Source organism: Chryseobacterium sp. JK1 (assembly GCF_050632815.1).
Taxonomy (GTDB): domain Bacteria; phylum Bacteroidota; class Bacteroidia; order Flavobacteriales; family Weeksellaceae; genus Chryseobacterium.
In genome coordinates, this window is the sequence record NZ_JBODRU010000004.1 from 213912 (window position 1) to 237389 (window position 23478).

The following is a 23478-nucleotide window of genomic DNA, read 5'->3' on the forward strand; positions in this document are numbered from 1 at the left end:
AAACTAACTGGCATATACATAATGAGACAGCGGTAAAATAAATTTTTCGCATGGCATTTGTTGTTTTATGGTGACAATTTATATCAAATCAGGTAATTATCAAATAGGTATTTTCCCATATTTTGAATTATCCCTGCAAAGCTATGACTATAAAGTGTCAAAACCTGTCGTGTTATAACAGGTTTTGAAGTATTTAGCATTTTTCCCTTTTGAAATGTTTTTTTATTACATTGATGATGAATTTCAAAACTTTCATAAAGTAATAAGCACAACCCATGTACAGAATAAGAATTGAAACCATCATCAAAATAAACGACACATCATCCCAAATGCTGTATGGTTTAAACTTGATTGCTGGAAAACAACTTGTTTGCGCTTGTAGTTGCAATATCATTTTGCGTTATTAAATGGGTTTTTCCCCTCACGCATAAATACCGTTCCCATTTTTTGATACTGAATAGGTTGTTGTTTAACACAAACCGTATAAATTCCACTTCCAAAACCGTTTTGCGCTCGGATAATGATTACTTCCTTTTCACTAACTCCATTATCAATCGCTACAAACTTTTTGAGACGGTTGTTTTTAAGTGGCTCTTTGAAATCTTTCGGTAAATCGCACTCTTTTGTAGTTTGTAGCTCTTTCGGCTTGTCTTCCTGTGCGAAATAAAGAGTTGGTAATGCGAACATTACAGTAAAAATCAATTTTTTCATAATATTTAATTGTTTTAAAGGTCAATTTGTAATATTAGTAGGCTTACAATTCCCATTATTAGTAAAAGAATTCCCATACAGCCACTTTGTGAGACGTTGTTTGTATAGGTAGGTGATGATTTGATTGTGTTTTTTTCAGAATTGTATTTGTTGATAACTCCTTGCGGATTTAAACCACTCATAAATAATGGCTTATTGCCTATCTTCTCTTCAAATACTTCGCAACATTCTTTTGCGTAAATGTAAACTGTCGGGGCAAACATGAGACGTGCTATTGCTCCCTCAAGGGGATATTTGTCTTCTCTCCAAAATGCAATATCGCCTTTTCCGCCAATCATTTTGTAGGCATTTATCAAGTGTGGATTGGGTTTTAAATCTCCGAACATGAGATTTTTATGAAAGTCTTTGTTAAGAAGGTGTTTTGTTTTGCTTACAAACTCCCAATATTTCATGTTTGTTTTTTTCTCGCTCCATTCAGTCTGGTCTAAGGGATACCCTGAAAAGGCGTTTTCCCCTACACCCCCTGCCTTTTAAACTTCAAGATTATTTTTCACTAGCTATGTGGTAACCTCAATATTTTTTAAGATGTTTTTACGGAAAAGATTTACAACTTCATAAACCATGTAGATATTATTATATAGATGATTGATTATGCAATGATGTATATATTGAAAAAGGAATCAAAGGGTTTAGATTAGATGTGTCAAAACAAAGGTGTTACGCACTCCTGAAAATTGAATTGTTTATTTTTCCAATAAATGAAACCATTATAAAAGAGCTAAAATTCATTATTAAAAATCATAGCTCCTTATATATTCTATATATCTAAAATGGTATTTATCTATTTGAAATTATTTCTGTAATTCGTATCTTTACATTTGATAAAACCTTATGATGGAGGCTTTATTCAAATGAATTAAATGAGGTTTAATTAGATATAATAATTACCAATATAAATTTTTCGGATACAATTTCGGACACAAAATAAAAAAGAGAAAATGTAATTATTTAAAATTCAATAATTTACAAATTCTCTTTAGTTTAGAAAGTGGAGTTGGAGGGATTCGAACCCTCGTCCAAACAAGCAATACATAAGCTTTCTACATGCTTATTCTACCATTGGTTTTCGACTGAAAGCAGAGGATAGACACCCAACTTCCAACTTATCTTCTAAAGTTTTCGATCTCGTTGCGAAGAAAAACGAGACTTATTTCCGCATTCCTATATCCCAGAATCAAACGCCGCAGAACAGAGCATTTGTGGAATATCTTGCTTCCCTACTGAAATCTTCGGGAAAACGCTTGATCTACTATACTTCGATATTAAGCTGCAAGAGCGAACTCTTCGTTGCCAGTTAAAATTTTGTAGCAAGGGATTATAGAGATCGCGCTACGGTTCTCTGCATGCTTACTTACCCATTGGTCTTGCTGTCGAAACCAGTCAACCCCATGAATAAAGTGAATGCAAAGATAATGCTTTTTGTTTACATTTCATTAATCATGTGTTTTTTAATGAAATTAAGATGATTAAAAGAAGCTGAAGGGCTGTAATTTAAATGTTTAGAAAATGTGGATAAAAAAAATAGGGAGTGCTAACTGCCTTTAATGCTGGGTTTTTGATCGGGTTTGATTAGGGTTGGAGATTGTTTCGTGTAATATATTTTGTACTTTCAGAAAAAAAGTCTAGTTTTGCAATCCAAAATGAGATGTAAAATATGTTAATAATTCCAGTAAAAGATGGTGAATCCATCGACAGAGCTTTAAAAAAATACAAGAGAAAATTTGATAAAACAGGTACTGTTCGTCAATTAAGATCTAGACAAGCATTTATCAAGCCTTCTGTAACTTTGAGACAATCTAAGTTAAAAGCTGCTTACAAACAAAGAGCACTTAGCAAGGAAGAGCAGGCTTAAGATTTTTTCTTAACCATATATTAATTCACTTCTTAAATTCTTATATTTGAGGAGTGAATTTTTATTTTTATACCTATGATGCTGGAAAAGTTTTTAGAATATCTGCAATTCGAAAAAAGATATTCTCCTCATACTATAACAAGCTATAAAAAAGACCTTGAAGACTTTTCTCATTTCTACCTTCGGACAGAATCTTCAGAAAATATTAATAGGGCGGACAAAAAAGTTATCAGGAACTTTATTGTAGAACTAAGTGAAAATAATATTTCCAAAAGAAGTATCAATAGAAAACTGTCTTCTCTACGGAGTTTTTACCTGTTCCTTCTTAAAATAGGCGAAATTCAGGTTTCTCCAACAGAAGGGATCTCTTCCCTGAAATTTTACGCTGAAAAGCAAATTCCCATGTCTAAAGAAGAAATGGAAGACCTTAATGACAGAGTCTTCGGGCAGGATCATGATATATTGGGAAAATGTATCATTGAAGTGCTTTATCAGACTGGTATGCGAAAAGCTGAACTTTGTGGCCTGATATTTGAGAATGTTAATATAGACGGAAATGAATTAAAGGTAATAGGAAAGGGGAACAAGCAAAGAGTGATTCCAATTTCCGAAGACTTGTCGGTGCTTCTTAAAAGCTATATAGAGATAAGAAAGCCGCAAGCAGAATTTCAAACCTGTTTTTTTGTCAATAATAAAGGGAAAAAACTCAACGAAAAATTTGTTTATGTGGTAGTTAATAAGTACCTTAGTCTTATAACAACAAAAGAAAAAAAAAGTCCTCACATCCTTCGGCATAGCTTTGCTACTCACGTTTTGGATAATGGGGCGGAGATCTCCAAAGTAAAAAAAATATTAGGGCATTCCAGTCTTGCCAGTACTCAGGTCTATACGAATGCTAATATTGAACAATTGAAAAAAGTGTTTAATCAGGCTCACCCTCGAGCGTCAAAAAAAGAAGAATTATGAAGATTTCAGTTCAATCAATTGGTTTAACACCACACGAACCACTAGAGTCACACATCGACAAAAAAGTTAGCAAGTTAGATACCTTCTATGACAAAATTCAAGAGTGTAAGGTATTCTTAAAGGTAGAAAATAACGCGGATAAAGCGAATAAAACAGCTGAGATTATTTTAGCGGTTCCGGGTGACGATATCGTAGTAAAGAAGACTTCTGCAAGTTTTGAAGAAAGTTTGGACCTTTGTGTTGATACTGCTAAAAAGCTACTAATCAAGAAAAAAGAAATGGCTTAGAAAAAAAAGTTAAAAAAAGTTTATAAAATATTTGAGAATTCAAAAAATCCGTTCTATATTTGCACTCGCAAAAAAGGAACAGCGATCTTTTGAATTCTTTTTTATATTTGCCTCCATAGCTCAGTTGGCCAGAGCACGTGATTTGTAATCTCGGGGTCGTGGGTTCGAATCCCTCTGGAGGCTCAATTTAATATAAAATATCTGGGGAGATTCCAGAGTGGCTAAATGGGACTGACTGTAACTCAGTTGCTTCGGCTTCGTAGGTTCGAATCCTGCTCTCCCCACAATATTTTTTTTAAAAAAAACTTGCAAGATTAAATTAATTTTCTTAGTTTTGCACAGCGTTTACCAATAGTTTTGGAAACAAAATTGCGGAAGTAGCTCAGTTGGTAGAGCGTCAGCCTTCCAAGCTGAATGTCGCGGGTTCGACCCCCGTCTTCCGCTCAAAAAAATCACTGTAAAAGGTGATGCTTTTTAACACTGAAATGTGTAGAGTAGAATTTCTCAATCGCTTTCAGTCTAAATATTAAATGCCTCCATAGCTCAGTTGGCCAGAGCACGTGATTTGTAATCTCGGGGTCGTGGGTTCGAATCCCTCTGGAGGCTCAATTTAATATAAAATATCTGGGGAGATTCCAGAGTGGCTAAATGGGACTGACTGTAACTCAGTTGCTTCGGCTTCGTAGGTTCGAATCCTGCTCTCCCCACATTTTATATTAGAAAAAAAAGTTGCAAGTTTGAATTAATTTTCTTAGTTTTGCACAGCGTTTACCAATAGTTTTGGAAACAAAATTGCGGAAGTAGCTCAGTTGGTAGAGCGTCAGCCTTCCAAGCTGAATGTCGCGGGTTCGACCCCCGTCTTCCGCTCAAAAAAAATCACGCTACTTAGTGTGATTTTTTTAGTTAATGCCGACTTAGCTCAGCGGTAGAGTGCTTCCTTGGTAAGGAAGAGGTCACGGGTTCAAGTCCCGTAGTTGGCTCTCGTTTTTCCCGAATTTCTTTCGGGATTTTTTTTTGCTTACATTTTAACATTCCCAATTTTGACTGAATAGTTTGTGATCAGAATTGCTCTGTAACTTTTTGTGGAATGTACCAGAATTTCTCCTTTTCCATTTAAAACAGAATGCATCTTACAAAATTTGTGAAACAGATGTTTATATTTAAAAAAACATAAGATGAGATTCCTTTACTTTTTAAAACGGTCATCATAAAAATTTTCATTAAATTCGTGTAAAATAATTTTTGATGAATATTCTTTTATTAGAAGACGATCTCATTCTTTCCGCAGAGCTTTGCCGATTTTTAGAATCAAATAACTTTACCTGCGATAAAATATATGACGGAGAAACTTTTCTTCGCCAGATTAAAAGCAATACCTACGATCTATATCTGCTCGATATCAATGTTCCTAAGATAAACGGACTGGATGTTTGTCAGACAATCCGTTCATTCGATAAAAATACTCCGATCATTATTATTTCGGCCTACGGAGACATTTCGGATAAGAAAGATGCCTTCACCCGTCTTGCTGATGATTATTTGGTAAAACCTTTCCAGTTTGAAGAATTGCTTTTGAGAATGAACTCTCTTTTAAGAAGGAAAGCACCATCTGATTCTTCGGATCAGGATATTTTGAGAGTGGATGATCTTATTATCAATAAAACCGAGCAGAAGGTGTACCGCGGCGGAAATGAGATCACGCTTACATTAAAAGAGTTTCAGTTGTTGGTTTACCTTGCAGAGGCGCAGGGTAGAACCGTATCCAAGCAGCAGATTACAGAACATGTTTGGGAACATAATTTTAACACGAATACAAACACCGTAGAAGTCTATATCAATTTCCTAAGAAAAAAGATTGATAAAGATTTTAAAATAAAACTTATCCATACACGCTCCGGCTTCGGATATTACTTAAGCCCTTTATAAATGTCTTTAAAGAGAAAGATAGCTTTAACGATCAGTATTGCCTTTTCATTGCTTTTTGGAATGGTGATGGCGGTTATTTATCTATCTTTTAACGATTTTAGAAGAGATGAGTTTAAAGAAAGATTCAGGCAAAGGCTGGAATTTACTACTCATTTTATTTCCAAGTCTAAAGATTTTGAAGAAGAAGCCCCGGTTTTTTTCAATGAAAATTCTGATAATATTCTTTTGAACGAAAAGATTTTAATTTTCAACGAAAAGAAAGAACTCATCTACAGTACCATTAAGGACCGGAATGTGACCTGGGATAGTGCAATGCTTAAGGAGCTTGACAGGAAAAAGATTATTTATACAGAGAAAACTGTTCCCGAAATCTACGCTGCGCTTAGAAACATCAATGGGGAAAACTATTATATTCTTACCAGCGCCTTTGATACCAATGGTAAATCGAAACTGGGCTATCTTAAATACCTATTAATCGCAGCTTATGCAATGAGTACGCTTCTTATAGGTTTTTTCAGTTATTACTTTGTAGAAAAGTTCCTCCGCCCTTTGGAAGATTTGAATAAAGAAATTTCAGAAGTTACGGCCCACAAACTGACTACACAAATTCCGGTTCAGCAATCCAATGATGAAATAAGCGTTCTTGCTAAATCTTTTAATACCATGATTGGAAGATTAGATGATGTTTTCCAGTCTCAAAAAGATTTTACAGCAAGTGCTTCCCATGAGATCAGAACACCCATTACCAGAATGGCTTTTCAGCTTGAAAATCTCATTAAATTTGAAGAACATTCTCCCAAGACGCTATCTTCATTACAACAGATCCAGAGAGATGTATACCAACTGTCGGATTTAACCAATTCGTTGCTGCTACTTACCAAATTCGATAAAGAGAATATTCAGTCGATTTACGAAGAAGTAAGAATCGATGAAGTCATTTTTGAAGCTTTTGAAGGAGTGGAGAAAAGCTATCCGGAACTTAAGCTTGATTTTTTGATTAGTGAAGATATTTCAGAGAATGCTTTTCTGACCATCAAGGGAATTCAGTCGCTGTTGGTTATCGTTTTCATCAATCTGTTCAAGAATGCAGCAGTGTATTCTGATGATACTGAAGTGAAGGTTCTGATTGCTGAAACAGCAGATAATTTGTCCATTGATGTCATTTCCCACGGTGATATAATCTCTGAAGAAGAACAGATAAAATTGTTCGAAGCCTTTACGAGAGGAAACAACTCTCAAAATATTGCAGGTTCCGGACTGGGACTTCGAATTGTGAAAAGAATTCTGGAATATCACGATGCAGATATTATGTATTCTTCACCTGCAGATTTTATGAATCAGTTTACCATTATTTTTAAGAAATAATTTTCTATTACCCACTTTTTCCAGGCAATTAATCCTAATTTTTTGTTAAACTTTTGATTAATTTTTTAGTCTTAAATTCAATAATTGGAGAATAATTTTGGCTTTTTTTTAGTGGAAAATCTATTGAAACCGCCTATTTAAGCAGATTTTAATATTTTTTTAAGGCTCATTTAAGTTTCTTTTAATCGCATCAAAGCAATTTTGTAATTTAAAAAGAAAAATAATGAACAGAATTGCAGTGCTGTGCCTGGCCGTTTCCTCATTCATGGCGGCACAACAGCAAATGTCTCTTTTGGAGTGTGAAGAAGCATTTCAGAAGAACAATCTCCAGCTGCTCGCCGAACAATACAACATCAATATGGCTGATGCAGATATTCTGCAGGCCAAAATCTGGGAATTGCCACAGTTGAGCGGGCAGTTCAATGCTTACAACCCTGGAGGGAAAAAGTTTTTTGACGTTGGCCATTCAAAGGGAGCAGGAATTACTCAACTTATTTACATGGGCGGCAAAAAGAAAAACGAAATTGCTTTTGCCAAATCAAACAAAGAATTAGCGCAGCTGCAGTTTTCTCAGTTGCTTGTTGACTTAAGATCCCAGCTTCGATCCACTTATTTTAATCTTTACTATGAAAAACTGAAACTGGAGAATACCAATAAGCAGTTAGGATATATGAACGATCTTCTAAGTGCTTACCGCGTACAGTCTGCCAAAGGAAACGTATCGCTGAAAGATGCTGTGAGATTGCAGAGTCTGGTGATCCAGCTCAACCATGATAAACTTGAGATCAATAAAAATATTCTCGATTTTGAACAGAATTTAAAAGTTCTCACAGGACTTACCGATGATATAGATCCACAAATGACGGAAGTGGAAGCCAAAGAATCTCTGGCTGCTCAGCCTTTTGGTGATGCAGAAGAATTGAAAAATAAAGCGTTAGAAAATAATGCCGATTATCGCTACAATTTAAAGCTTATAGACAATAGTAAACTGTATGCACAGTGGCAAAAATCACTTAATGTTCCGGATCTGAATGTAGGAGCAGCATGGGACCAGGCAGGAGGAACCTTTAATAATGAAGCTAATCTGACCTTGGGAATTCCTTTACCTCTATGGAGAGTGAACCAGGGAAATGTAGAAAAAGCGAACTATGCCATCCAGCAGAATCAGAAAAATGCAGATTTTCAAAAATTAACTCTGGAAACAAAAGTGCAGGCAGCTTATAAAGCATGGAAAGCACAGTATGACCAGTTGCTGGATATAAAAACCACAGATCTGCAGAATATGGATCTGGTATACAACGGAATGCTTACCAACTTTAGAAAAGGCAACGTAAACCTTATTGAATTTACAGACTTTATGGATAGCTACAGAGAAACGGCTCTTCAAATCTACGATATGAAGAATGAAATCATGCAGTCTGCAGAACAGCTTAATCAATTAGTACAAACTAAAATCTTCTATTAATAACGATGAAAACATATATTATTCCAGTATTGATGATCTTATCATTAATGGCCTGTTCCAAAAAAGAGGAAGAAAAACCGAATCCGGCTAAAAAAGGTTTTGAACTCAGCAATACGATGCTGAATTCTATTTCCCTGGCGAAAGTTGAGAAAAAGAATATAGAAGATGAATACAGTTTCTATGGGAAAATTTCTGCCGATAAAAACAGTTACATAGACGTTTATCCGCTTGTAGGAGGAAATGTGATGAGTGTAAATGTGGAATTGGGAGACTATGTAAAAAAAGGCCAGGTGTTGGCAACCATCAGAAGTACGGAGTTGGCAGAAATTCAAAAAGATGTAAGTGATTCTAAAACAGATTTGGTAGTAGCAAAGAATAATCTACGCGTTGCCAAAGAGATGTACGAAGGAAAATTGAATACCGAAAGAGACGTTCTGGAAGCAAAAAGCCAGTTACAGAAAGCAGAAGACCAATTGCAGAGAGCAACCGCTGTAAGCACGGTATATAATGTGAACAGAGGGAATATTTACAGCGTTGTAGCGCCAATCAACGGATATATTGTTCAGAAAAGTATCAATAAAGATATGCAGCTGAGAAGTGATCGAAGTGATAATATTTTTGATGTAGCTAATACCACCAATGTCTGGGCTATCATGAACGTAAACGAATCTGATATTGATAAAATCAGCCTTGGGATGAAAGCTCAGGTTTCCACACTGTCTTATCCTGATAAGGTTTTTGATGGTAAAATTGATAAAATCTTTAAAATCATTGATCCGCAAACCAATGCTATGCAGGCTAGAGTAGTGCTGGACAATGCCAACGGATTGCTGATCCCGGACAGTAAGGCAACCATCAAAGTTTCCAGTTTAGAAAATAATACAATGCTTACCGTTCCTTCTAAATCCGTGATTTTTGATGATAACAAAAGTTTCGTCGTGATTTTCAAATCCAGGACAGATGTGAAGGTTAGAGAAATTAAAGTATTGAAGCAGGTGGGTGACGTTACCTACATTGCCGACGGTCTGAAAGAAGGTGAAGAAGTGATTACTAATAATCAGTTGCTGATATACCGTTCACTGAACAGCTAATTTTTTATTCAACCACTAAAAGAAACGGATAAGGTTTTTCTTCAACGGATTTTTTAGGTCATCAATTTATCTATCATGAATAAATTCATAAAAAATATAATCGCTTTTTCATTAAAAAATAAAGCATTTACCTTTATCTGGGTGGCGATTCTGGCGATTTCAGGCTTCATAAGCTTTAAGAATATGCCTATTGAGGCATTCCCAGATGTTACCAATACCCAGATTGTAATCATTACTCAGTGGAATGGGCGTAGTGCAGAAGAAGTAGAACGTTTTGTTACTACCCCCATTGAATTGGCGATGAGCCCGGTTCAGAAAAAAACAAGTGTGAGAAGTACCACGATGTTTGGTCTTTCCATTGTTAAAATTCTGTTTGACGATGGGGTGGACGATACTTTTGCCAGAAATCAGGTCAATAACCAATTAAGAACCATTAACCTTCCTGATGAAGTAGACCCAGAAGTACAGCCACCCTACGGGCCAACCGGAGAAATTTTCAGATACACTCTGGAAAGTAAAACAAAAGATTCCCGAACACTGCTTACTTTACAAAACTGGGTAATCGACCGTGCTTTGAGAGGAGTTCCCGGAGTTGCTGATATCAACGTTTTTGGAGGGCAGGACAAAGTTTTTGAGCTGAGCATCGATCCAAGAGCTTTAGATAAGTATAACCTTACGCCGCTTCAGGTGTATGATGCTGTTACAAAGAGTAATCTTAACGTAGGAGGTGATGTTATCGAAAAAAATGGACAGGCCTATGTAGTAAGAGGAATCGGTTTGGTGAAATCGATAGGGGATATCGGTAATATTACTATCCAGAATGACAGCGGAAACCCGGTGTTGGTGAAAAACGTTGCAGAAGTCCACGAAAGTTCTATGCCTAGAGTGGGGCAGGCCGCTCTTAATAATCATGATGATACCGTAGAAGGAATTGTTGTGATGAGAAAAGGAGAAAACCCGAGAGAAGTTCTTATAGGAGTAAAAGCCAAAATCAAAGAGCTTAACGAAAAAATTCTTCCGAAAGATGTGAAAATGGTTACTTTCTATGACAGAGATAACCTGATGGACTTCACTACTCATACTGTAATGCATAACCTTATTGAAGGGATCGTCCTGGTAACCGTTATTGTATTAATCTTCATGGCAGACTGGAGAACCACGCTTATTGTTTCCATCATTATTCCTTTATCCTTACTTTTTGCATTTTTATGTTTAAAACTGGCAGGGATGAGCGCCAACCTCCTTTCATTAGGAGCCGTAGACTTTGGGATCATCATTGATGGAGCCGTCGTCATGGTGGAAGGCCTCTTCGTAATGCTCGATCATAAAGCCCACAAATATGGAACAGAGAAATTCAACAAACTTGCAAAAGGAGGTTGGATTAAACAAACCGGTACGGGTCTGGGAAAAGCGATCTTCTTTTCAAAGCTGATCATCATTACCTCTCTTATTCCGATCTTCTCTTTCCAGAAAGTAGAAGGAAAGATGTTCTCTCCTTTAGCCTTTACCCTCGGATTTGCATTAATGGGGGCGTTAATCTTTACATTGACACTGGTTCCCGTTCTTTCTCATATCCTTTTAAATAAAAATGTAAGAGAAAAAAACAATCCATTTGTTAATTTCTGGGATAGAATTGTTTTAAAAGGGTTCAATGCAACCTTCAAACATAAGAAAACGAGTATGATTGTAGCTATCTCTTTTCTTGCAGTGACCTTATTTTCTGGTAAATTTCTTGGAACTGAATTCTTACCGCAGCTGAATGAAGGTTCACTTTGGATCACTGCAGAAATGCCGATGAGCTCATCACTAAAGGAATCCCTGAAGACTGCCGATCTCCTGAAAAAAGATATTATGAGCTTCTCAGAAGTGACAGATGTTCTTGCACAGACGGGAAGAAGTAATGACGGAACAGACCCGAACGGATTCGGATTTGTACAGTTTGCCGTTAACCTTAAACCTAGAGAAGAATGGAAACGTAAGATCACCTATGATGAACTTATCAATGAAATCGATCAGAAGCTGAGAAGCTACCAGGGAATTACGTTCAATTATTCACAACCTATTTCGGATAACGTGGCAGAAGCCGTTGCCGGTTTTAAGGCCGAAAACGGAATCAAAATTTATGGTGACAATCTGGAAACACTGGATAAGCTGGCTCACGAAGTTTTAACTAAAATTAAAGATGTAGACGGAGTGAAAGATCCCGGAATCATCAAAAATATCGGTCAGCCGGAAGTAAGCGTAGTATTAGACAGAGATAAAATGGCGGCTTACGGAGTGATGCCTGCCGATGCACAAGCAGTATTGGAAATGGCGTTTGGAGGTAAAACCGCTTCAGAAATGTTTGATGGAGAAAGAAAATTTCCAATCCGTCTCCGTTATTCTCAGGAATACAGAACCGATGAAAACGATATAGCTTCTCTGATGGTTCCTACACAGGACGGGGCCAAGATTCCTTTGAAAGAAATCAGTAATATTGTTAAAGACAATGGAGCGGCATTCATCTACAGAGATAATATTAAAAGATATATCGGGGTGAAATTCTCAATCCGTGACCGTGATTTAGGAGGTACCATTGCCGATGCACAGAAAAAGGTAGCAACCATAGATCTTCCTGATGGATATTCTGTGGGATGGACGGGCCAGTTTGAAAACCAGCAGCGTGCTTCACACAGATTGGCGCAGGTAGTACCGGTGAGTATTCTGATGATCTTCTTCCTATTGTTTATTCTCTTTGGAAACATTAAAGATTCACTTTTAGTATTAGCCAATGTTCCTTTTGCCTTAATTGGAGGAATTATAGCGCTTCATGTTACAGGAATCAATTTTGGGATCTCGGCCGGAGTAGGAATGATTGCCCTTCTGGGAATCTGTATTCAGAATGGGGTAATCCTTATCACAGAGTTTCACCAGAACGCCAAAGATGGGATGGATATTGATACCGCAATATTAAATGGAGTGAAATCCAGAACCCGACCGGTGATTATGACTGCTTTAATGGCCTCTATAGGATTGATGCCGGCAGCCCTTTCTACAGGAATTGGTTCAGAATCACAAAAGCCTTTGGCGATTGTTATCATTGGTGGACTGATTACAGCAACTATTCTTACATTACTTATTTTCCCTATTATTTTCTGGATCTTTAATAGAACCAAAAAGCTTCGTACAATGTAATTATCTTTCATTTTATATATTAATTGAGCCTGGAATATTCTGTATTTCAGGCTTTTTCATAAAAGGTTCTAGAAAGTTTTTTTCAATCGGGAAAAATGTGTAAATTTGCAGTCTCAATACGTTTAAATATAAGGTTTGTCCTTCACTGGATGATAATATTGAAAGTTTTTTGAATAAAAAGTTTTTGGTATTTAAAAATTCATTATATTTGCACACCGAAAATTTGAAAAACAATAAATAAATAATTTTAAATCATGGCAAAGGAAACGTTTAATCGTAACAAACCACACTTGAACATTGGTACTATTGGTCACGTTGACCATGGTAAAACAACTCTTACAGCTGCTATTTCTGCTGTATTAGCTAGCAAAGGTCTTGCTGAGAAAAAAGACTTCTCTGCGATTGACTCTGCTCCAGAAGAAAAAGAAAGAGGGATCACTATCAATACTGCTCACATCGAGTACGAAACTGTAAAAAGACACTATGCTCACGTTGACTGTCCAGGTCACGCCGACTATGTTAAGAACATGGTAACTGGTGCTGCTCAGATGGATGGAGCAATCGTTGTATGTGCTGCAACTGATGGTCCAATGCCTCAGACTAGAGAACATATACTACTTTGCCGTCAGGTAAACGTACCTAAGATCGTTGTTTTCATGAACAAAGTTGACATGGTGGATGATCCAGAATTGTTAGAGCTTGTTGAAATGGAACTTAGAGATCTATTAGCTACTTATGACTTTGATGGAGATAACTCTCCAGTAATTCAAGGTTCAGCTCTTGGAGCACTTACTGCAGCTACTAACGGTGACTCAGAAGATAAGTGGTTCAAAACTGTTGAAGCTCTTATGGATGCTGTTGATGAGTGGATCGACGAGCCAGTAAGAGATACTGAGAAGCCATTCTTGATGCCAATCGAAGACGTATTCTCTATTACAGGTAGAGGTACTGTAGCAACTGGTAGAATCGAGGCTGGTGTTATCAACACTGGAGATCCAGTTGATATCGTTGGTATGGGTGAAGAAAAATTAACTTCTACTATTACAGGAGTTGAGATGTTCAGAAAAATCCTAGACAGAGGTGAAGCTGGAGATAACGTAGGTCTATTGTTGAGAGGTATTGAAAAAACTGACATCAAGAGAGGTATGGTTATCGCTAAGAAAGACTCTGTGAAGCCACACAAAAAATTCAAAGCTTCTGTTTATATCCTTTCTAAGGAAGAAGGTGGACGTCACACTCCATTCCACAACAAGTACCGTCCTCAGTTCTACGTAAGAACTACTGACGTTACAGGTGAGATCTTCTTACCAGAAGGTGTAGAAATGGTAATGCCTGGTGATAACTTAGAGATCACTGTAGAATTGTTACAACCAATCGCTCTTAACGAGGGTCTTAGATTCGCGATCAGAGAAGGAGGTAGAACAGTTGGTTCAGGTCAGGTTACTGAAATCTTAGATTAATATCTTAAAATATAAAAAGCTTCCGTAAGGAACTTCTTTACGGAAGCTTTTTAATCTACGGGCATCGTCCAATGGTAGGATACCGGTCTCCAAAACCGTTGATCAGGGTTCGAATCCTTGTGCCCGTGCAAATATAAATTATGAGTTCATTTGTCGATTTTTTAAAAGGTTCTTATAACGAATTCAGACATAAAGTTGAATGGCCAAAGTGGGCTGACCTTCAGTCATCTACTATTGTAGTGACTATTGCGACAGTGATTCTGGCATTGTTCACTTTTGGAGTTGATGAATTATTTTCAAAATCCATCAGCAACATCATAGGAATGCTAATCAACTTGTTCAATTAATTATAAAAGTATTTTCCCATAATGAGCGAATTGAAATGGTATGTGCTGAAAGCTATCAGCGGACAGGAAAATAAAGTGAAAAACTATATTGAGACAGAAATCAAACGTTTAGGGTTTGAGCAGTACGTTACTCAAGTAGTTATTCCTATGGAAAAGGTTATTCAGATTAGAAACGGTAAAAAAGTTCCTAAAGAGAGACCTTACTACCCTGGATACTTAATGATCGAAGCTGATCTGATGGGAGAAATTCCACACGCTATTAAAAACATCCCTGGAGTTATTTCTTTCTTAAGTTTAACAAAAGGTGGGGATCCTGTTCCAATGAGAAAGTCTGAAGTAAACAGAATGCTTGGAAGAATGGATGAGTTATCAGAATTTGCAAGTGATGTTGAAATTCCTTACATAGTGGGTGAAAACGTTAAAGTAATTGACGGACCATTCAATGGATTCAACGGGACTGTTGAGAAAATTCTTGAAGATAAAAAGAAAATTGAAGTTTCAGTTCTTATCTTCGGTAGAAAAACTCCAATGGAACTTAGCTACATGCAAGTTGAAAAAGTATAATAAATACTATATCTTATATATAAAGACTGCTCGAAAGCAGTCTTTTTTTTGTTATAAATTCTTTCAAATACCCACTTATTCTGTAAGTCTACGGTTAAGCAGCTTAAAATTTTAGTTTCTATCTGTTTTTTTATAGAATATTTTATTGTTTTTTGTAATTCATTTTAATTTGAAAAAAAAACATTAATTGAGTTTTTTAGCTTATTCATCTTTTTGTGAAAAATTGATTTTTATTTATTAATAATTATTTTTTTGTCGATTTATATAATTGTTTTAAGTAACATATAATTACAGTAATAATTTTTTGTATAACATTTATTCATCTTTGTTTGATTAAATATCTTGTATTTCTACATTTGACGAAATTTTAAAATTCAAATGGTATGAAAAGAAAATTATTATTAACTGTTTCTGTGGTGATCTCAGGTTTTACATTTGCACAATTTGGGTTATATACTTCAAATCCGCAAGGTACATTTCATATTGATGGAGGAAAGGATAATCCTAAGACAGGAGCTCCATCAGTTGTACAGCAATCGAATGATTTTACCGTAATGGTAAACAATGGTGTTGGGCAAGGAAGTATCTCTGTCGGGATTGGTACTACTGTTCCTTCAGAGCGTTTGGATATTGCGAATGGAAATCTTAAGATTAGAGATATTAATAATCTTGTAGGACAAGGATCTGATAAATTATTGGTTGCTGATGCTACTGGTGTTGTTAAAATTGCTGGAGGAGAAACTTTTTCAGTTGCGGATACAGGAAACAGGGTTTTGAATGCCACAAATGGAGTAACGTTATCCGCAGACAATGATTGGAATGATAATGAATTTACAACGCTGAAACTAAACAAACAGTATGATGCATTAAATGCATATAACGCTTCCACGGGGGAATATACTGTTCCCAAGGATGGTTTTTATTTCATGTATGGAGTGTGTGGTTTTATAACGCCAGCTAATGGATCAGGAGTTTTTGACGGAACTTCGGGTGACGCATTTACCGCTTTGGTCGTAGATGGAGGACGCGTATCAACTGCACATAATGTAATATACAGAGGAGCAAAAAACCCTGGAATGAGTGCAAGCTTATTTTTCTTGGTAACAAATGCTACCCTATGGCTAAAAGCAGGACAAAAAGTAACATTACAGTTCCTTACTTATGGAACAAGCAATATGGTAGGAAATCTTAGTGATTTGAAGGTTGATAAAGCCTCATCTCGTTTTATTGTCAATAAGGTCTTATAAAATAAAAGAACATTTTTTTTGAATAGATACGTGATCCTTCCTTACCCTTCAGGGGTAGGGAAGTTTTTTTATTTTTTTAAAAAAAATACGAAAACTTTCTAAAAATCAATCAATTCGATTTGCTAATTCAAAAATATTTTATACTTTTGCAGTCCAAAAAGTAGGTTTATTGTTATGTGAGTGCATAACCTACTGAATAATAAATGCTTCCAAACTCATTAATTATTCAAATTTAAAAAACAAACAATGGCTAAGAAAGTCTTTAAAATGGTAAAGCTTCAGGTGAAAGGTGGCGCTGCTAACCCTTCTCCACCAGTAGGTCCAGCATTGGGTTCTGCAGGTGTGAACATCATGGAGTTTTGTAAGCAATTTAACGGAAGAACTCAAGATAAGCCAGGACAAGTTTTACCTGTAGTAATTACAGTATACGAAGACAAATCTTTTGAATTCGTAATTAAAACTCCTCCTGCAGCAATCCAGTTAATGGATGCGGCTAAAATCAAGGGTGGTTCTGGTGAACCAAACAGAAACAAAGTAGGTTCTGTATCTTGGGATCAAGTGAAGAAAATCGCTGAGGATAAAATGACTGACCTTAACTGCTTTACAATGGATTCTGCAGTTTCTATGGTGGCAGGTACTGCTAGATCTATGGGATTAAGAGTAACAGGAACTAAACCAACTTTTAACGCTTAAAACTATTAGAAATGGCAAAATTGACTAAAAAGCAAAAGGAAGCTTTAAGCAAAGTAGAAAAAGGAAGAATCTATAACCTTGAAGAAGGTTCAGCTCTTGTAAAAGAAGTGAACACTACAAAGTTTGATGCTTCAGTAGATATCGCTGTAAGATTAGGAGTAGATCCTAGAAAAGCAAACCAAATGGTAAGAGGTGTTGTATCTCTTCCTCACGGTACTGGTAAAGATGTTAAAGTATTAGCTCTTGTAACTCCAGATAAAGAAGCAGAAGCTAAAGCTGCTGGTGCTGACTATGTAGGTCTTGACGAATATTTACAAAAAATCAAAGAAGGTTGGACAGATGTTGACGTTATCGTTACTATGCCAGCTGTAATGGGTAAATTAGGTCCATTAGGTAGAGTATTAGGTCCAAGAGGTCTAATGCCTAACCCTAAATCAGGAACTGTAACAATGGAAATTGGTAAAGCAGTAACTGAAGTGAAAGCAGGTAAAATTGATTTCAAAGTAGACAAGTATGGTATCATCCACGCTGGTATTGGTAAAGTATCTTTCGATGCTGCTAAAATCAAAGAAAACGCGCAGGAATTGATCTCTACATTGATCAAAATGAAGCCAACTGCTGCTAAAGGAACTTATGTGAAGAGCATCTATTTGTCTTCTACAATGAGCCCAGGTATTGCAATTGATACTAAATCTGTTAACTAATAATAATCCTTAAGACAATGACAAAAGACCAAAAAGTTGTAGCAATACAAGAGATCAAAGACTTGCTTCAGGATGCAAAAGTAGTATACGTAGCAGATCTAGAGGGATTGAACGCTGCTAAATCTTCTGACTTCAGAAGACAGGCTTTCAAACAAAATATCAAAGTAAAAGTTGTAAAAAATACTCTTTTACAAAAAGCAATGGAGCAAATCGAAGGAGTAGATTACTCTGAGATGTTTGTATCTTTCAAAGGTAACTCAGCAATAATGGTTGCTGAAACTGCAAACGCTCCTGCAAAATTAATCCAAGGATTTAGAAAGAAAGAAGAGAAGCCAGCTTTAAAGTCTGCTTTTGTTCAAGAAACTTTCTATGTTGGTGACAACAACCTAGATATGTTGGCTAACATCAAGTCTAGAGAAGAAATGATCGGTGAAATCATCGGATTACTTCAGTCTCCAATCCAAAGAGTTGTTTCTGCTCTTCAAAACAAATCTGAAGCTGTAGAAGCTACAACTGAAGAAGTTGCTGCTCCTGCTGTAGAAGAAACTCCTGCTGCTGAAGCTCCAGAAGCTGCTGCAGAAAGCACTGAAGAAACAAGTGCTGAATAAATTGACTCAAAAAATTAAATAAATAATCAACAAAAACATTACAACAATGTCAGATTTAAAAAATTTAGCTGAAACGCTAGTAAACCTAACTGTAAAAGACGTAAACGAATTAGCTGCTATCCTTAAGGATGAGTACGGAATTGAGCCTGCTGCTGCTGCAGTAGTAATGGCTGGTCCTGCTGGTGAAGCTGCTGAAGAAAAGACTGAATTCGATGTAATTCTTAAGTCTGCAGGTGCTTCTAAATTAGCTATCGTTAAATTAGTAAAAGATTTAACAGGTGCTGGTCTTAAAGAAGCTAAAGATATCGTAGACGGTGCTCCAGCTCCAATCAAAACTGGTGTATCTAAAGACGAAGCTGAAGCTCTTAAGAAGCAATTAGAAGAAGCTGGTGCTGAAGTAGAATTGAAATAATTCAATTTTATTATAAATATAAGAGCCCGGGCAATTTGCCCGGGCTTTTTTGTATCATGTATATAATAAATCAAGCTTATGTTTTTGTATAAGAATATCTTTAAGTCTTTATCATTTAACGGTAAATACTGGATCGAAATTTCCTGTATGATAAAAAGAAGGTAAATCTGAGAATTGAGACCTATTTGCAATGACTATAATAAGAAAATGTCGGGCAATATAACTCTTGAAGAAATGAGCAATGATGAGGAATTAACAGCTTTTGTAGCTTGCCCTTTTATTTTAATCTACTCAAAATGAGAGGATTTGTTTGTTATTGTGGATAAATTTTTGTATCTTTGCCCTTCTTTTGGCGCGAAAAATTGTTTGTAAACCTATAAAATATTGAAAATCAACTCTTTCATTGTGTAAAAACATGAAGGGGATTTTGTGTTTATAGATGTTTCGGGTAATAACAGCCTCAAAAGTAATAAAAATATTTTGCATTACGCTGTGAAAAGATATACCAGTGTTGCAGTTAGGAATCAGATCAAAGACCTAAAGATCATAGAATAAAGAACAAAGACCGATAATTGCGCCAAAATTTTCTTTACTTTTTTCTTTTTTTAAGACTCTTTTTCTCTTCTCTCTCCTGATATTTTTTAATGAATCAAAATATTTTTTAACCCTTTCTTAAAAGTTTTATGAGTAAAACAAAATCAACAACTCAAGGAAATCCGAGAATTAATTTCTCATCAGCGAAAGGAAAAATCATCACTCCAGACTTTTTGGATATCCAAATTGAGTCTTTCAGAGAATTTTTCCAGCTTGATACACTTCCTGAAGCCAGAAAGACAGAAGCTCTTTACAAGACTTTCCAAGAGAATTTCCCAATTACGGATTCAAGAAACCAATTCGTATTAGAATTCTTAGACTATCTGGTAGATTCTCCACGTTATTCAATCGATGAGTGTGTGGAAAGAGGACTTACTTATTCAGTTCCTCTAAAAGCAAGACTTAAACTGTACTGTACTGACCCGGAACACGAAGATTTCCAAACTGTGGTTCAGGATGTATATTTAGGTCCGGTTCCTTATATGACACCAAGTGGATCTTTCATCATCAATGGTGCAGAAAGAGTTATTGTTACGCAGCTTCACCGTTCACCTGGTGTATTCTTCGGACAGACTTACCACGCTAACGGAACCAAACTTTACTATTCAAGAATTATCCCTTTCAAAGGATCTTGGATGGAATTTACAACAGATATCAACAGCGTAATGTACGCGTATATCGACCGTAAGAAAAAGTTACCATTAACAACTTTATTAAGAGCTATCGGGTACGAATCTGACAAGGATATCCTTCAGATCTTTGACCTTGCTGAAGAAGTGAAAGTTTCTAAAGCTGCCCTTAAAAAAGTGGAAGGGAGAACATTGGCTGCGAGAGTATTGAACACTTGGTTCGAAGACTTCGTAGACGAAGATACAGGTGAGGTAGTTTCTATCGAAAGAAACGAAATCATCTTGGATAGAGAGACAATCCTTGAAAAAGAACACTTAGATCTTATCCTGGATGCTGGTGTGAAATCAATCTTGATCCACAAAGAAAACAGCAATGAATTCTCTATTATCCAGAATACATTACAAAAAGACCCTACGAACTCTGAGAAAGAAGCAGTAGAATACATCTATCGTCAGTTAAGAAACGCAGATCCACCAGATGAGGAAACTGCAAGAGGAATTATTGAAAAATTATTCTTCTCTGAGCAGAGATACTCTTTAGGTGAAGTAGGACGTTACAGACTAAACAAAAAATTAAGTCTGAACATCCCAACTACAACTGAAGTTCTTACTAAAGAAGATATCATTGCAATTGTAAGACACTTGATCGAGTTGGTAAACTCTAAAACTGATGTTGATGATATTGACCACTTATCAAACAGAAGAATTAAAACTGTTGGTGAGCAATTAGCAGGGCAGTTCGGAGTAGGTCTTTCAAGAATTGCAAGAACAATCAAGGAAAGAATGAACGTTAGAGATAACGAAATCTTTACTCCACTTGATCTTGTAAATGCTAAGACATTAACATCTGTAATCAACTCATTCTTTGGTACCAACCAGCTTTCTCAGTTTATGGACCAAACCAACCCACTTTCAGAGATCACTCACAAAAGAAGATTATCTGCACTAGGGCCTGGTGGTTTATCAAGAGAAAGAGCAGGTTTCGAGGTTCGTGACGTTCACCATACTCACTACGGAAGAATTTGTCCTATTGAAACTCCGGAAGGACCAAACATTGGATTGATTTCATCTTTAGGTATCTATGCGAAAATCAACAGACTAGGTTTCATCGAAACTCCGTACAGAAAAGTAGAAGATGGTAAGATTGAATTGAATGCAGATCCTATCTACTTAAATGCAGAAGACGAAGAAGACAAAGTAATTGCTCAGGCAAACGTTGAGTTGAGCGATAACGGTGATTTCTTAACAGACAGAATTATTGCAAGACTGGATGGTGACTACCCTGTAGTTGAACCTTCTCAGGTTAACCTTATCGATGTTGCACCAAACCAGATTTCTGGTATTTCCGCTTCGTTAATTCCATTCTTGGAGCATGATGATGCGAACCGTGCATTGATGGGATCTAACATGATGCGTCAGGCCGTTCCTCTATTGAAGCCACAGGCTCCAATCGTTGGTACAGGGCTTGAGCAACAAGTTGCAAGAGACTCAAGAATCTTAATTAACGCTGAAGGTACAGGTACTGTAGAGTACGTAGATGCTGACAGAATTGTTATTAAATATGAAAGAAGCGAAGACGAAGATTTAGTACAATTCGAGTCTGCTACTAAAACATACAAACTTACTAAGTTTAGAAAAACTAACCAGAGTACAACCATTACCCTAAGACCAAACGTAAGAGTAGGTGATGTAGTGGAAAAAGGACAGGTACTTTGCGACGGTTATGCTACTGAAAAAGGAGAATTGGCTCTTGGTAGAAACTTAGTGGTAGCGTTCATGCCTTGGAAAGGGTACAACTTCGAGGATGCGATCGTAATCAACGAAAAAGTTGTACGTGAAGACTGGTTTACTTCAATCCACGTAGATGAATACTCTCTGGAAGTTCGTGATACCAAATTAGGTATGGAAGAACTTACAGCAGATATTCCAAACGTATCTGAAGAAGCAACTAAAGATCTTGACGAGAACGGTATGATCAGAATCGGTGCTGAAGTGAAGCCTGGAGATATCATGATTGGTAAAATTACTCCAAAAGGTGAATCTGACCCGACTCCTGAAGAAAAACTTCTTAGAGCAATCTTCGGTGATAAAGCTGGTGATGTGAAAGATGCATCCCTGAAAGCTGACTCTTCATTAAGAGGAGTTGTTATCAACAAGAAATTGTTCTCTAGAAACATCAAAGACAAAAAGAAAAGAACGGAAGAAAAACTTAGACTTGAAGAGATTGAAAACACTTACAAAGCTAAGTTTGACGAGTTGAGAAACACTTTAATTGAAAAATTAAATACTCTTGTAAGCGGTAAAACTTCTCAGGGAGTACAAAACGACCTTGACGAAGAAATCATCGGTAAAGGAGTGAAGTTTACTCACAAGTTATTAACTTCAGTTGAAGATTATGTAAACGTTAGCGGTGCAGACTGGACAGTAGACGCTGACAAGAATGAATTGATCAAACAGTTAATTCACAATTACAAAATCAAATATAACGACATCCAGGGAGTTAAAAACCGTGAGAAATTCGCAATTTCAATCGGAGATGAACTTCCAGCAGGGATCATGAAGTTAGCTAAAGTTTACATCGCTAAGAAACGTAAACTGAATGTAGGAGATAAAATGGCAGGACGTCACGGTAACAAAGGTATCGTTTCAAGAATCGTTCGTGAAGAAGATATGCCATTCCTTGAGGACGGAACACCAGTAGATATCGTATTGAATCCACTAGGGGTACCTTCTCGTATGAACATCGGTCAGATTTATGAAACAGTTCTTGGATGGGCTGGTCAAAAATTAGGAATGAAGTTCGCTACACCAATCTTCGACGGAGCTAGCCTAGACCAAATTACTGAGTATACTGAGAAAGCAGGTCTTCCTAAATTCGGTCACACTCACCTTTATGATGGTGGTACCGGAGAAAGATTTACTCAGGCAGCTACAGTAGGTATCATCTATATGTTGAAACTAGGTCACATGGTTGATGATAAAATGCACGCTCGTTCTATTGGTCCTTACTCATTGATTACTCAGCAGCCGTTAGGAGGTAAAGCTCAGTTCGGAGGTCAGAGATTCGGAGAGATGGAGGTTTGGGCACTTGAAGCATTCGGTGCATCGAACATCCTAAGAGAAATCTTGACTGTGAAGTCGGATGACGTAATTGGTAGAGCAAAAACTTATGAAGCTATTGCAAAAGGTGAATCTATGCCTGAACCAGGTATTCCAGAATCATTCAATGTATTACTTCACGAGTTACAAGGTCTTGGATTAGACGTAAGATTGGAAGAATAAATTAAATCTTTTAATTAGAACAATCTTTAATTTAAAACCCT

General features: G+C 36.5%; 19 protein-coding genes, 8 tRNA genes and 1 other RNA gene. 25 read left to right on the forward strand and 3 right to left on the reverse strand.

The features are described 5' to 3' along the window. Nucleotides 1-390 precede the first annotated feature (390 nt). The 3 genes from ACQ76T_RS19850 to ssrA form a co-directional block, all read right to left on the reverse strand. Nucleotides 391-711: a hypothetical protein gene (locus ACQ76T_RS19850; RefSeq protein ID WP_431344983.1), complete on the reverse strand. Its 321-nt coding sequence runs from the start codon at nucleotides 709-711 to the stop codon at nucleotides 391-393. Between the two features lie 14 nt (nucleotides 712-725). After that, the gene (locus tag ACQ76T_RS19855; RefSeq protein ID WP_431344984.1) at nucleotides 726-1163 is read right to left on the reverse strand and encodes a hypothetical protein; all 438 of its coding nucleotides are present in this window, start codon (nucleotides 1161-1163) and stop codon (nucleotides 726-728) included. A 594-nt stretch (nucleotides 1164-1757) separates the two neighbouring features. Then, nucleotides 1758-2159, reverse strand: a transfer-messenger RNA (tmRNA) gene (gene ssrA, locus ACQ76T_RS19860). A gap of 266 nt (nucleotides 2160-2425) precedes the next feature. Between ssrA and rpsU the strand changes: the two genes are divergently transcribed. From rpsU to rpoB, 25 genes are all read left to right on the forward strand, one after another. Beyond that, the gene (rpsU, locus tag ACQ76T_RS19865; protein WP_045501128.1) at nucleotides 2426-2623 is read left to right on the forward strand and encodes a 30S ribosomal protein S21; all 198 of its coding nucleotides are present in this window, start codon (nucleotides 2426-2428) and stop codon (nucleotides 2621-2623) included. Nucleotides 2624-2701: 78 nt separating this feature from the next. Beyond that, on the forward strand, nucleotides 2702-3589 hold the full coding sequence (locus ACQ76T_RS19870) for a tyrosine-type recombinase/integrase (RefSeq protein ID WP_431345101.1): 888 nt from the start codon (nucleotides 2702-2704) through the stop codon (nucleotides 3587-3589). After that, nucleotides 3586-3876: an HPF/RaiA family ribosome-associated protein gene (locus tag ACQ76T_RS19875; protein WP_034693158.1), complete on the forward strand. Its 291-nt coding sequence runs from the start codon at nucleotides 3586-3588 to the stop codon at nucleotides 3874-3876. The genes ACQ76T_RS19870 and ACQ76T_RS19875 overlap by 4 nt, the downstream gene beginning before the upstream one ends. Before the next feature lie 109 nt (nucleotides 3877-3985). Beyond that, nucleotides 3986-4059: transfer RNA gene (locus ACQ76T_RS19880), tRNA-Thr, on the forward strand. A 20-nt stretch (nucleotides 4060-4079) separates the two neighbouring features. Further along, nucleotides 4080-4160, forward strand: a tRNA-Tyr gene (locus ACQ76T_RS19885). Between the two features lie 87 nt (nucleotides 4161-4247). Continuing rightward, nucleotides 4248-4320: transfer RNA gene (locus ACQ76T_RS19890), tRNA-Gly, on the forward strand. Between the two features lie 88 nt (nucleotides 4321-4408). Beyond that, a tRNA-Thr gene (locus tag ACQ76T_RS19895) sits at nucleotides 4409-4482 on the forward strand. A gap of 20 nt (nucleotides 4483-4502) precedes the next feature. Then, nucleotides 4503-4583, forward strand: a tRNA-Tyr gene (locus tag ACQ76T_RS19900). 87 nt (nucleotides 4584-4670) lie between these two features. Continuing rightward, nucleotides 4671-4743: transfer RNA gene (locus ACQ76T_RS19905), tRNA-Gly, on the forward strand. A gap of 41 nt (nucleotides 4744-4784) precedes the next feature. Continuing rightward, a tRNA-Thr gene (locus ACQ76T_RS19910) sits at nucleotides 4785-4856 on the forward strand. A gap of 265 nt (nucleotides 4857-5121) precedes the next feature. Further along, entirely contained in the window at nucleotides 5122-5802 is a 681-nt protein-coding gene (locus ACQ76T_RS19915) for a response regulator transcription factor (protein ID WP_431344985.1), read from the forward strand. Further along, a complete protein-coding gene (locus ACQ76T_RS19920) occupies nucleotides 5803-7167 on the forward strand; it encodes an ATP-binding protein (RefSeq protein WP_431344986.1) in 1365 nt (454 codons plus the stop codon). A gap of 223 nt (nucleotides 7168-7390) precedes the next feature. Further along, on the forward strand, nucleotides 7391-8632 hold the full coding sequence (locus ACQ76T_RS19925; protein ID WP_431344987.1) for a TolC family protein: 1242 nt from the start codon (nucleotides 7391-7393) through the stop codon (nucleotides 8630-8632). A 5-nt stretch (nucleotides 8633-8637) separates the two neighbouring features. Then, a complete protein-coding gene (locus tag ACQ76T_RS19930; RefSeq protein WP_431344988.1) occupies nucleotides 8638-9723 on the forward strand; it encodes an efflux RND transporter periplasmic adaptor subunit in 1086 nt (361 codons plus the stop codon). A 75-nt stretch (nucleotides 9724-9798) separates the two neighbouring features. Then, the gene (locus ACQ76T_RS19935; RefSeq protein WP_431344989.1) at nucleotides 9799-12897 is read left to right on the forward strand and encodes an efflux RND transporter permease subunit; all 3099 of its coding nucleotides are present in this window, start codon (nucleotides 9799-9801) and stop codon (nucleotides 12895-12897) included. Nucleotides 12898-13151: 254 nt separating this feature from the next. Beyond that, nucleotides 13152-14357 carry an elongation factor Tu gene (gene tuf, locus ACQ76T_RS19940; RefSeq protein ID WP_291938601.1) on the forward strand — a complete coding sequence of 402 codons (1206 nt, stop codon included), beginning with the start codon at nucleotides 13152-13154 and terminating at the stop codon, nucleotides 14355-14357. A 57-nt stretch (nucleotides 14358-14414) separates the two neighbouring features. Continuing rightward, nucleotides 14415-14485, forward strand: a tRNA-Trp gene (locus ACQ76T_RS19945). A gap of 12 nt (nucleotides 14486-14497) precedes the next feature. Continuing rightward, the gene (gene secE, locus ACQ76T_RS19950; RefSeq protein WP_045501119.1) at nucleotides 14498-14704 is read left to right on the forward strand and encodes a preprotein translocase subunit SecE; all 207 of its coding nucleotides are present in this window, start codon (nucleotides 14498-14500) and stop codon (nucleotides 14702-14704) included. Between the two features lie 21 nt (nucleotides 14705-14725). Then, on the forward strand, nucleotides 14726-15268 hold the full coding sequence (gene nusG / locus ACQ76T_RS19955; protein WP_027388021.1) for a transcription termination/antitermination protein NusG: 543 nt from the start codon (nucleotides 14726-14728) through the stop codon (nucleotides 15266-15268). Between the two features lie 383 nt (nucleotides 15269-15651). Then, entirely contained in the window at nucleotides 15652-16515 is an 864-nt protein-coding gene (locus ACQ76T_RS19960; protein WP_431344990.1) for a hypothetical protein, read from the forward strand. Nucleotides 16516-16761: 246 nt separating this feature from the next. Then, entirely contained in the window at nucleotides 16762-17208 is a 447-nt protein-coding gene (gene rplK / locus ACQ76T_RS19965; protein ID WP_034702033.1) for a 50S ribosomal protein L11, read from the forward strand. A gap of 11 nt (nucleotides 17209-17219) precedes the next feature. Next, nucleotides 17220-17912, forward strand: coding sequence for a 50S ribosomal protein L1 (gene rplA, locus ACQ76T_RS19970; RefSeq protein ID WP_047099699.1), 693 nt, complete (start codon nucleotides 17220-17222; stop codon nucleotides 17910-17912). A gap of 17 nt (nucleotides 17913-17929) precedes the next feature. Next, the gene (gene rplJ, locus ACQ76T_RS19975; RefSeq protein ID WP_431344991.1) at nucleotides 17930-18520 is read left to right on the forward strand and encodes a 50S ribosomal protein L10; all 591 of its coding nucleotides are present in this window, start codon (nucleotides 17930-17932) and stop codon (nucleotides 18518-18520) included. 46 nt (nucleotides 18521-18566) lie between these two features. Then, a complete protein-coding gene (rplL, locus tag ACQ76T_RS19980) occupies nucleotides 18567-18932 on the forward strand; it encodes a 50S ribosomal protein L7/L12 (protein ID WP_431344992.1) in 366 nt (121 codons plus the stop codon). 683 nt (nucleotides 18933-19615) lie between these two features. Then, nucleotides 19616-23437 (forward strand): DNA-directed RNA polymerase subunit beta, encoded by a 3822-nt coding sequence (gene rpoB, locus ACQ76T_RS19985; protein ID WP_431344993.1) that lies wholly within the window; start codon nucleotides 19616-19618, stop codon nucleotides 23435-23437. Nucleotides 23438-23478 lie beyond the last annotated feature (41 nt).

What these genes read in the sequence shown, in the direction of transcription:
- ACQ76T_RS19850 (WP_431344983.1), bottom strand. Translation starts at nt 711, where the DNA reads ATGAAAAAATTGATTTTTACTGTAATGTTCGCATTACCAACTCTTTAT.
- ACQ76T_RS19855 (WP_431344984.1), bottom strand. Translation starts at nt 1,163, where the DNA reads ATGAAATATTGGGAGTTTGTAAGCAAAACAAAACACCTTCTTAACAAA.
- rpsU (WP_045501128.1), top strand. Translation starts at nt 2,426, where the DNA reads ATGTTAATAATTCCAGTAAAAGATGGTGAATCCATCGACAGAGCTTTA.
- ACQ76T_RS19870 (WP_431345101.1), top strand. Translation starts at nt 2,702, where the DNA reads ATGCTGGAAAAGTTTTTAGAATATCTGCAATTCGAAAAAAGATATTCT.
- ACQ76T_RS19875 (WP_034693158.1), top strand. Translation starts at nt 3,586, where the DNA reads ATGAAGATTTCAGTTCAATCAATTGGTTTAACACCACACGAACCACTA.
- ACQ76T_RS19915 (WP_431344985.1), top strand. Translation starts at nt 5,122, where the DNA reads ATGAATATTCTTTTATTAGAAGACGATCTCATTCTTTCCGCAGAGCTT.
- ACQ76T_RS19920 (WP_431344986.1), top strand. Translation starts at nt 5,803, where the DNA reads ATGTCTTTAAAGAGAAAGATAGCTTTAACGATCAGTATTGCCTTTTCA.
- ACQ76T_RS19925 (WP_431344987.1), top strand. Translation starts at nt 7,391, where the DNA reads ATGAACAGAATTGCAGTGCTGTGCCTGGCCGTTTCCTCATTCATGGCG.
- ACQ76T_RS19930 (WP_431344988.1), top strand. Translation starts at nt 8,638, where the DNA reads ATGAAAACATATATTATTCCAGTATTGATGATCTTATCATTAATGGCC.
- ACQ76T_RS19935 (WP_431344989.1), top strand. Translation starts at nt 9,799, where the DNA reads ATGAATAAATTCATAAAAAATATAATCGCTTTTTCATTAAAAAATAAA.
- tuf (WP_291938601.1), top strand. Translation starts at nt 13,152, where the DNA reads ATGGCAAAGGAAACGTTTAATCGTAACAAACCACACTTGAACATTGGT.
- secE (WP_045501119.1), top strand. Translation starts at nt 14,498, where the DNA reads ATGAGTTCATTTGTCGATTTTTTAAAAGGTTCTTATAACGAATTCAGA.
- nusG (WP_027388021.1), top strand. Translation starts at nt 14,726, where the DNA reads ATGAGCGAATTGAAATGGTATGTGCTGAAAGCTATCAGCGGACAGGAA.
- ACQ76T_RS19960 (WP_431344990.1), top strand. Translation starts at nt 15,652, where the DNA reads ATGAAAAGAAAATTATTATTAACTGTTTCTGTGGTGATCTCAGGTTTT.
- rplK (WP_034702033.1), top strand. Translation starts at nt 16,762, where the DNA reads ATGGCTAAGAAAGTCTTTAAAATGGTAAAGCTTCAGGTGAAAGGTGGC.
- rplA (WP_047099699.1), top strand. Translation starts at nt 17,220, where the DNA reads ATGGCAAAATTGACTAAAAAGCAAAAGGAAGCTTTAAGCAAAGTAGAA.
- rplJ (WP_431344991.1), top strand. Translation starts at nt 17,930, where the DNA reads ATGACAAAAGACCAAAAAGTTGTAGCAATACAAGAGATCAAAGACTTG.
- rplL (WP_431344992.1), top strand. Translation starts at nt 18,567, where the DNA reads ATGTCAGATTTAAAAAATTTAGCTGAAACGCTAGTAAACCTAACTGTA.
- rpoB (WP_431344993.1), top strand. Translation starts at nt 19,616, where the DNA reads ATGAGTAAAACAAAATCAACAACTCAAGGAAATCCGAGAATTAATTTC.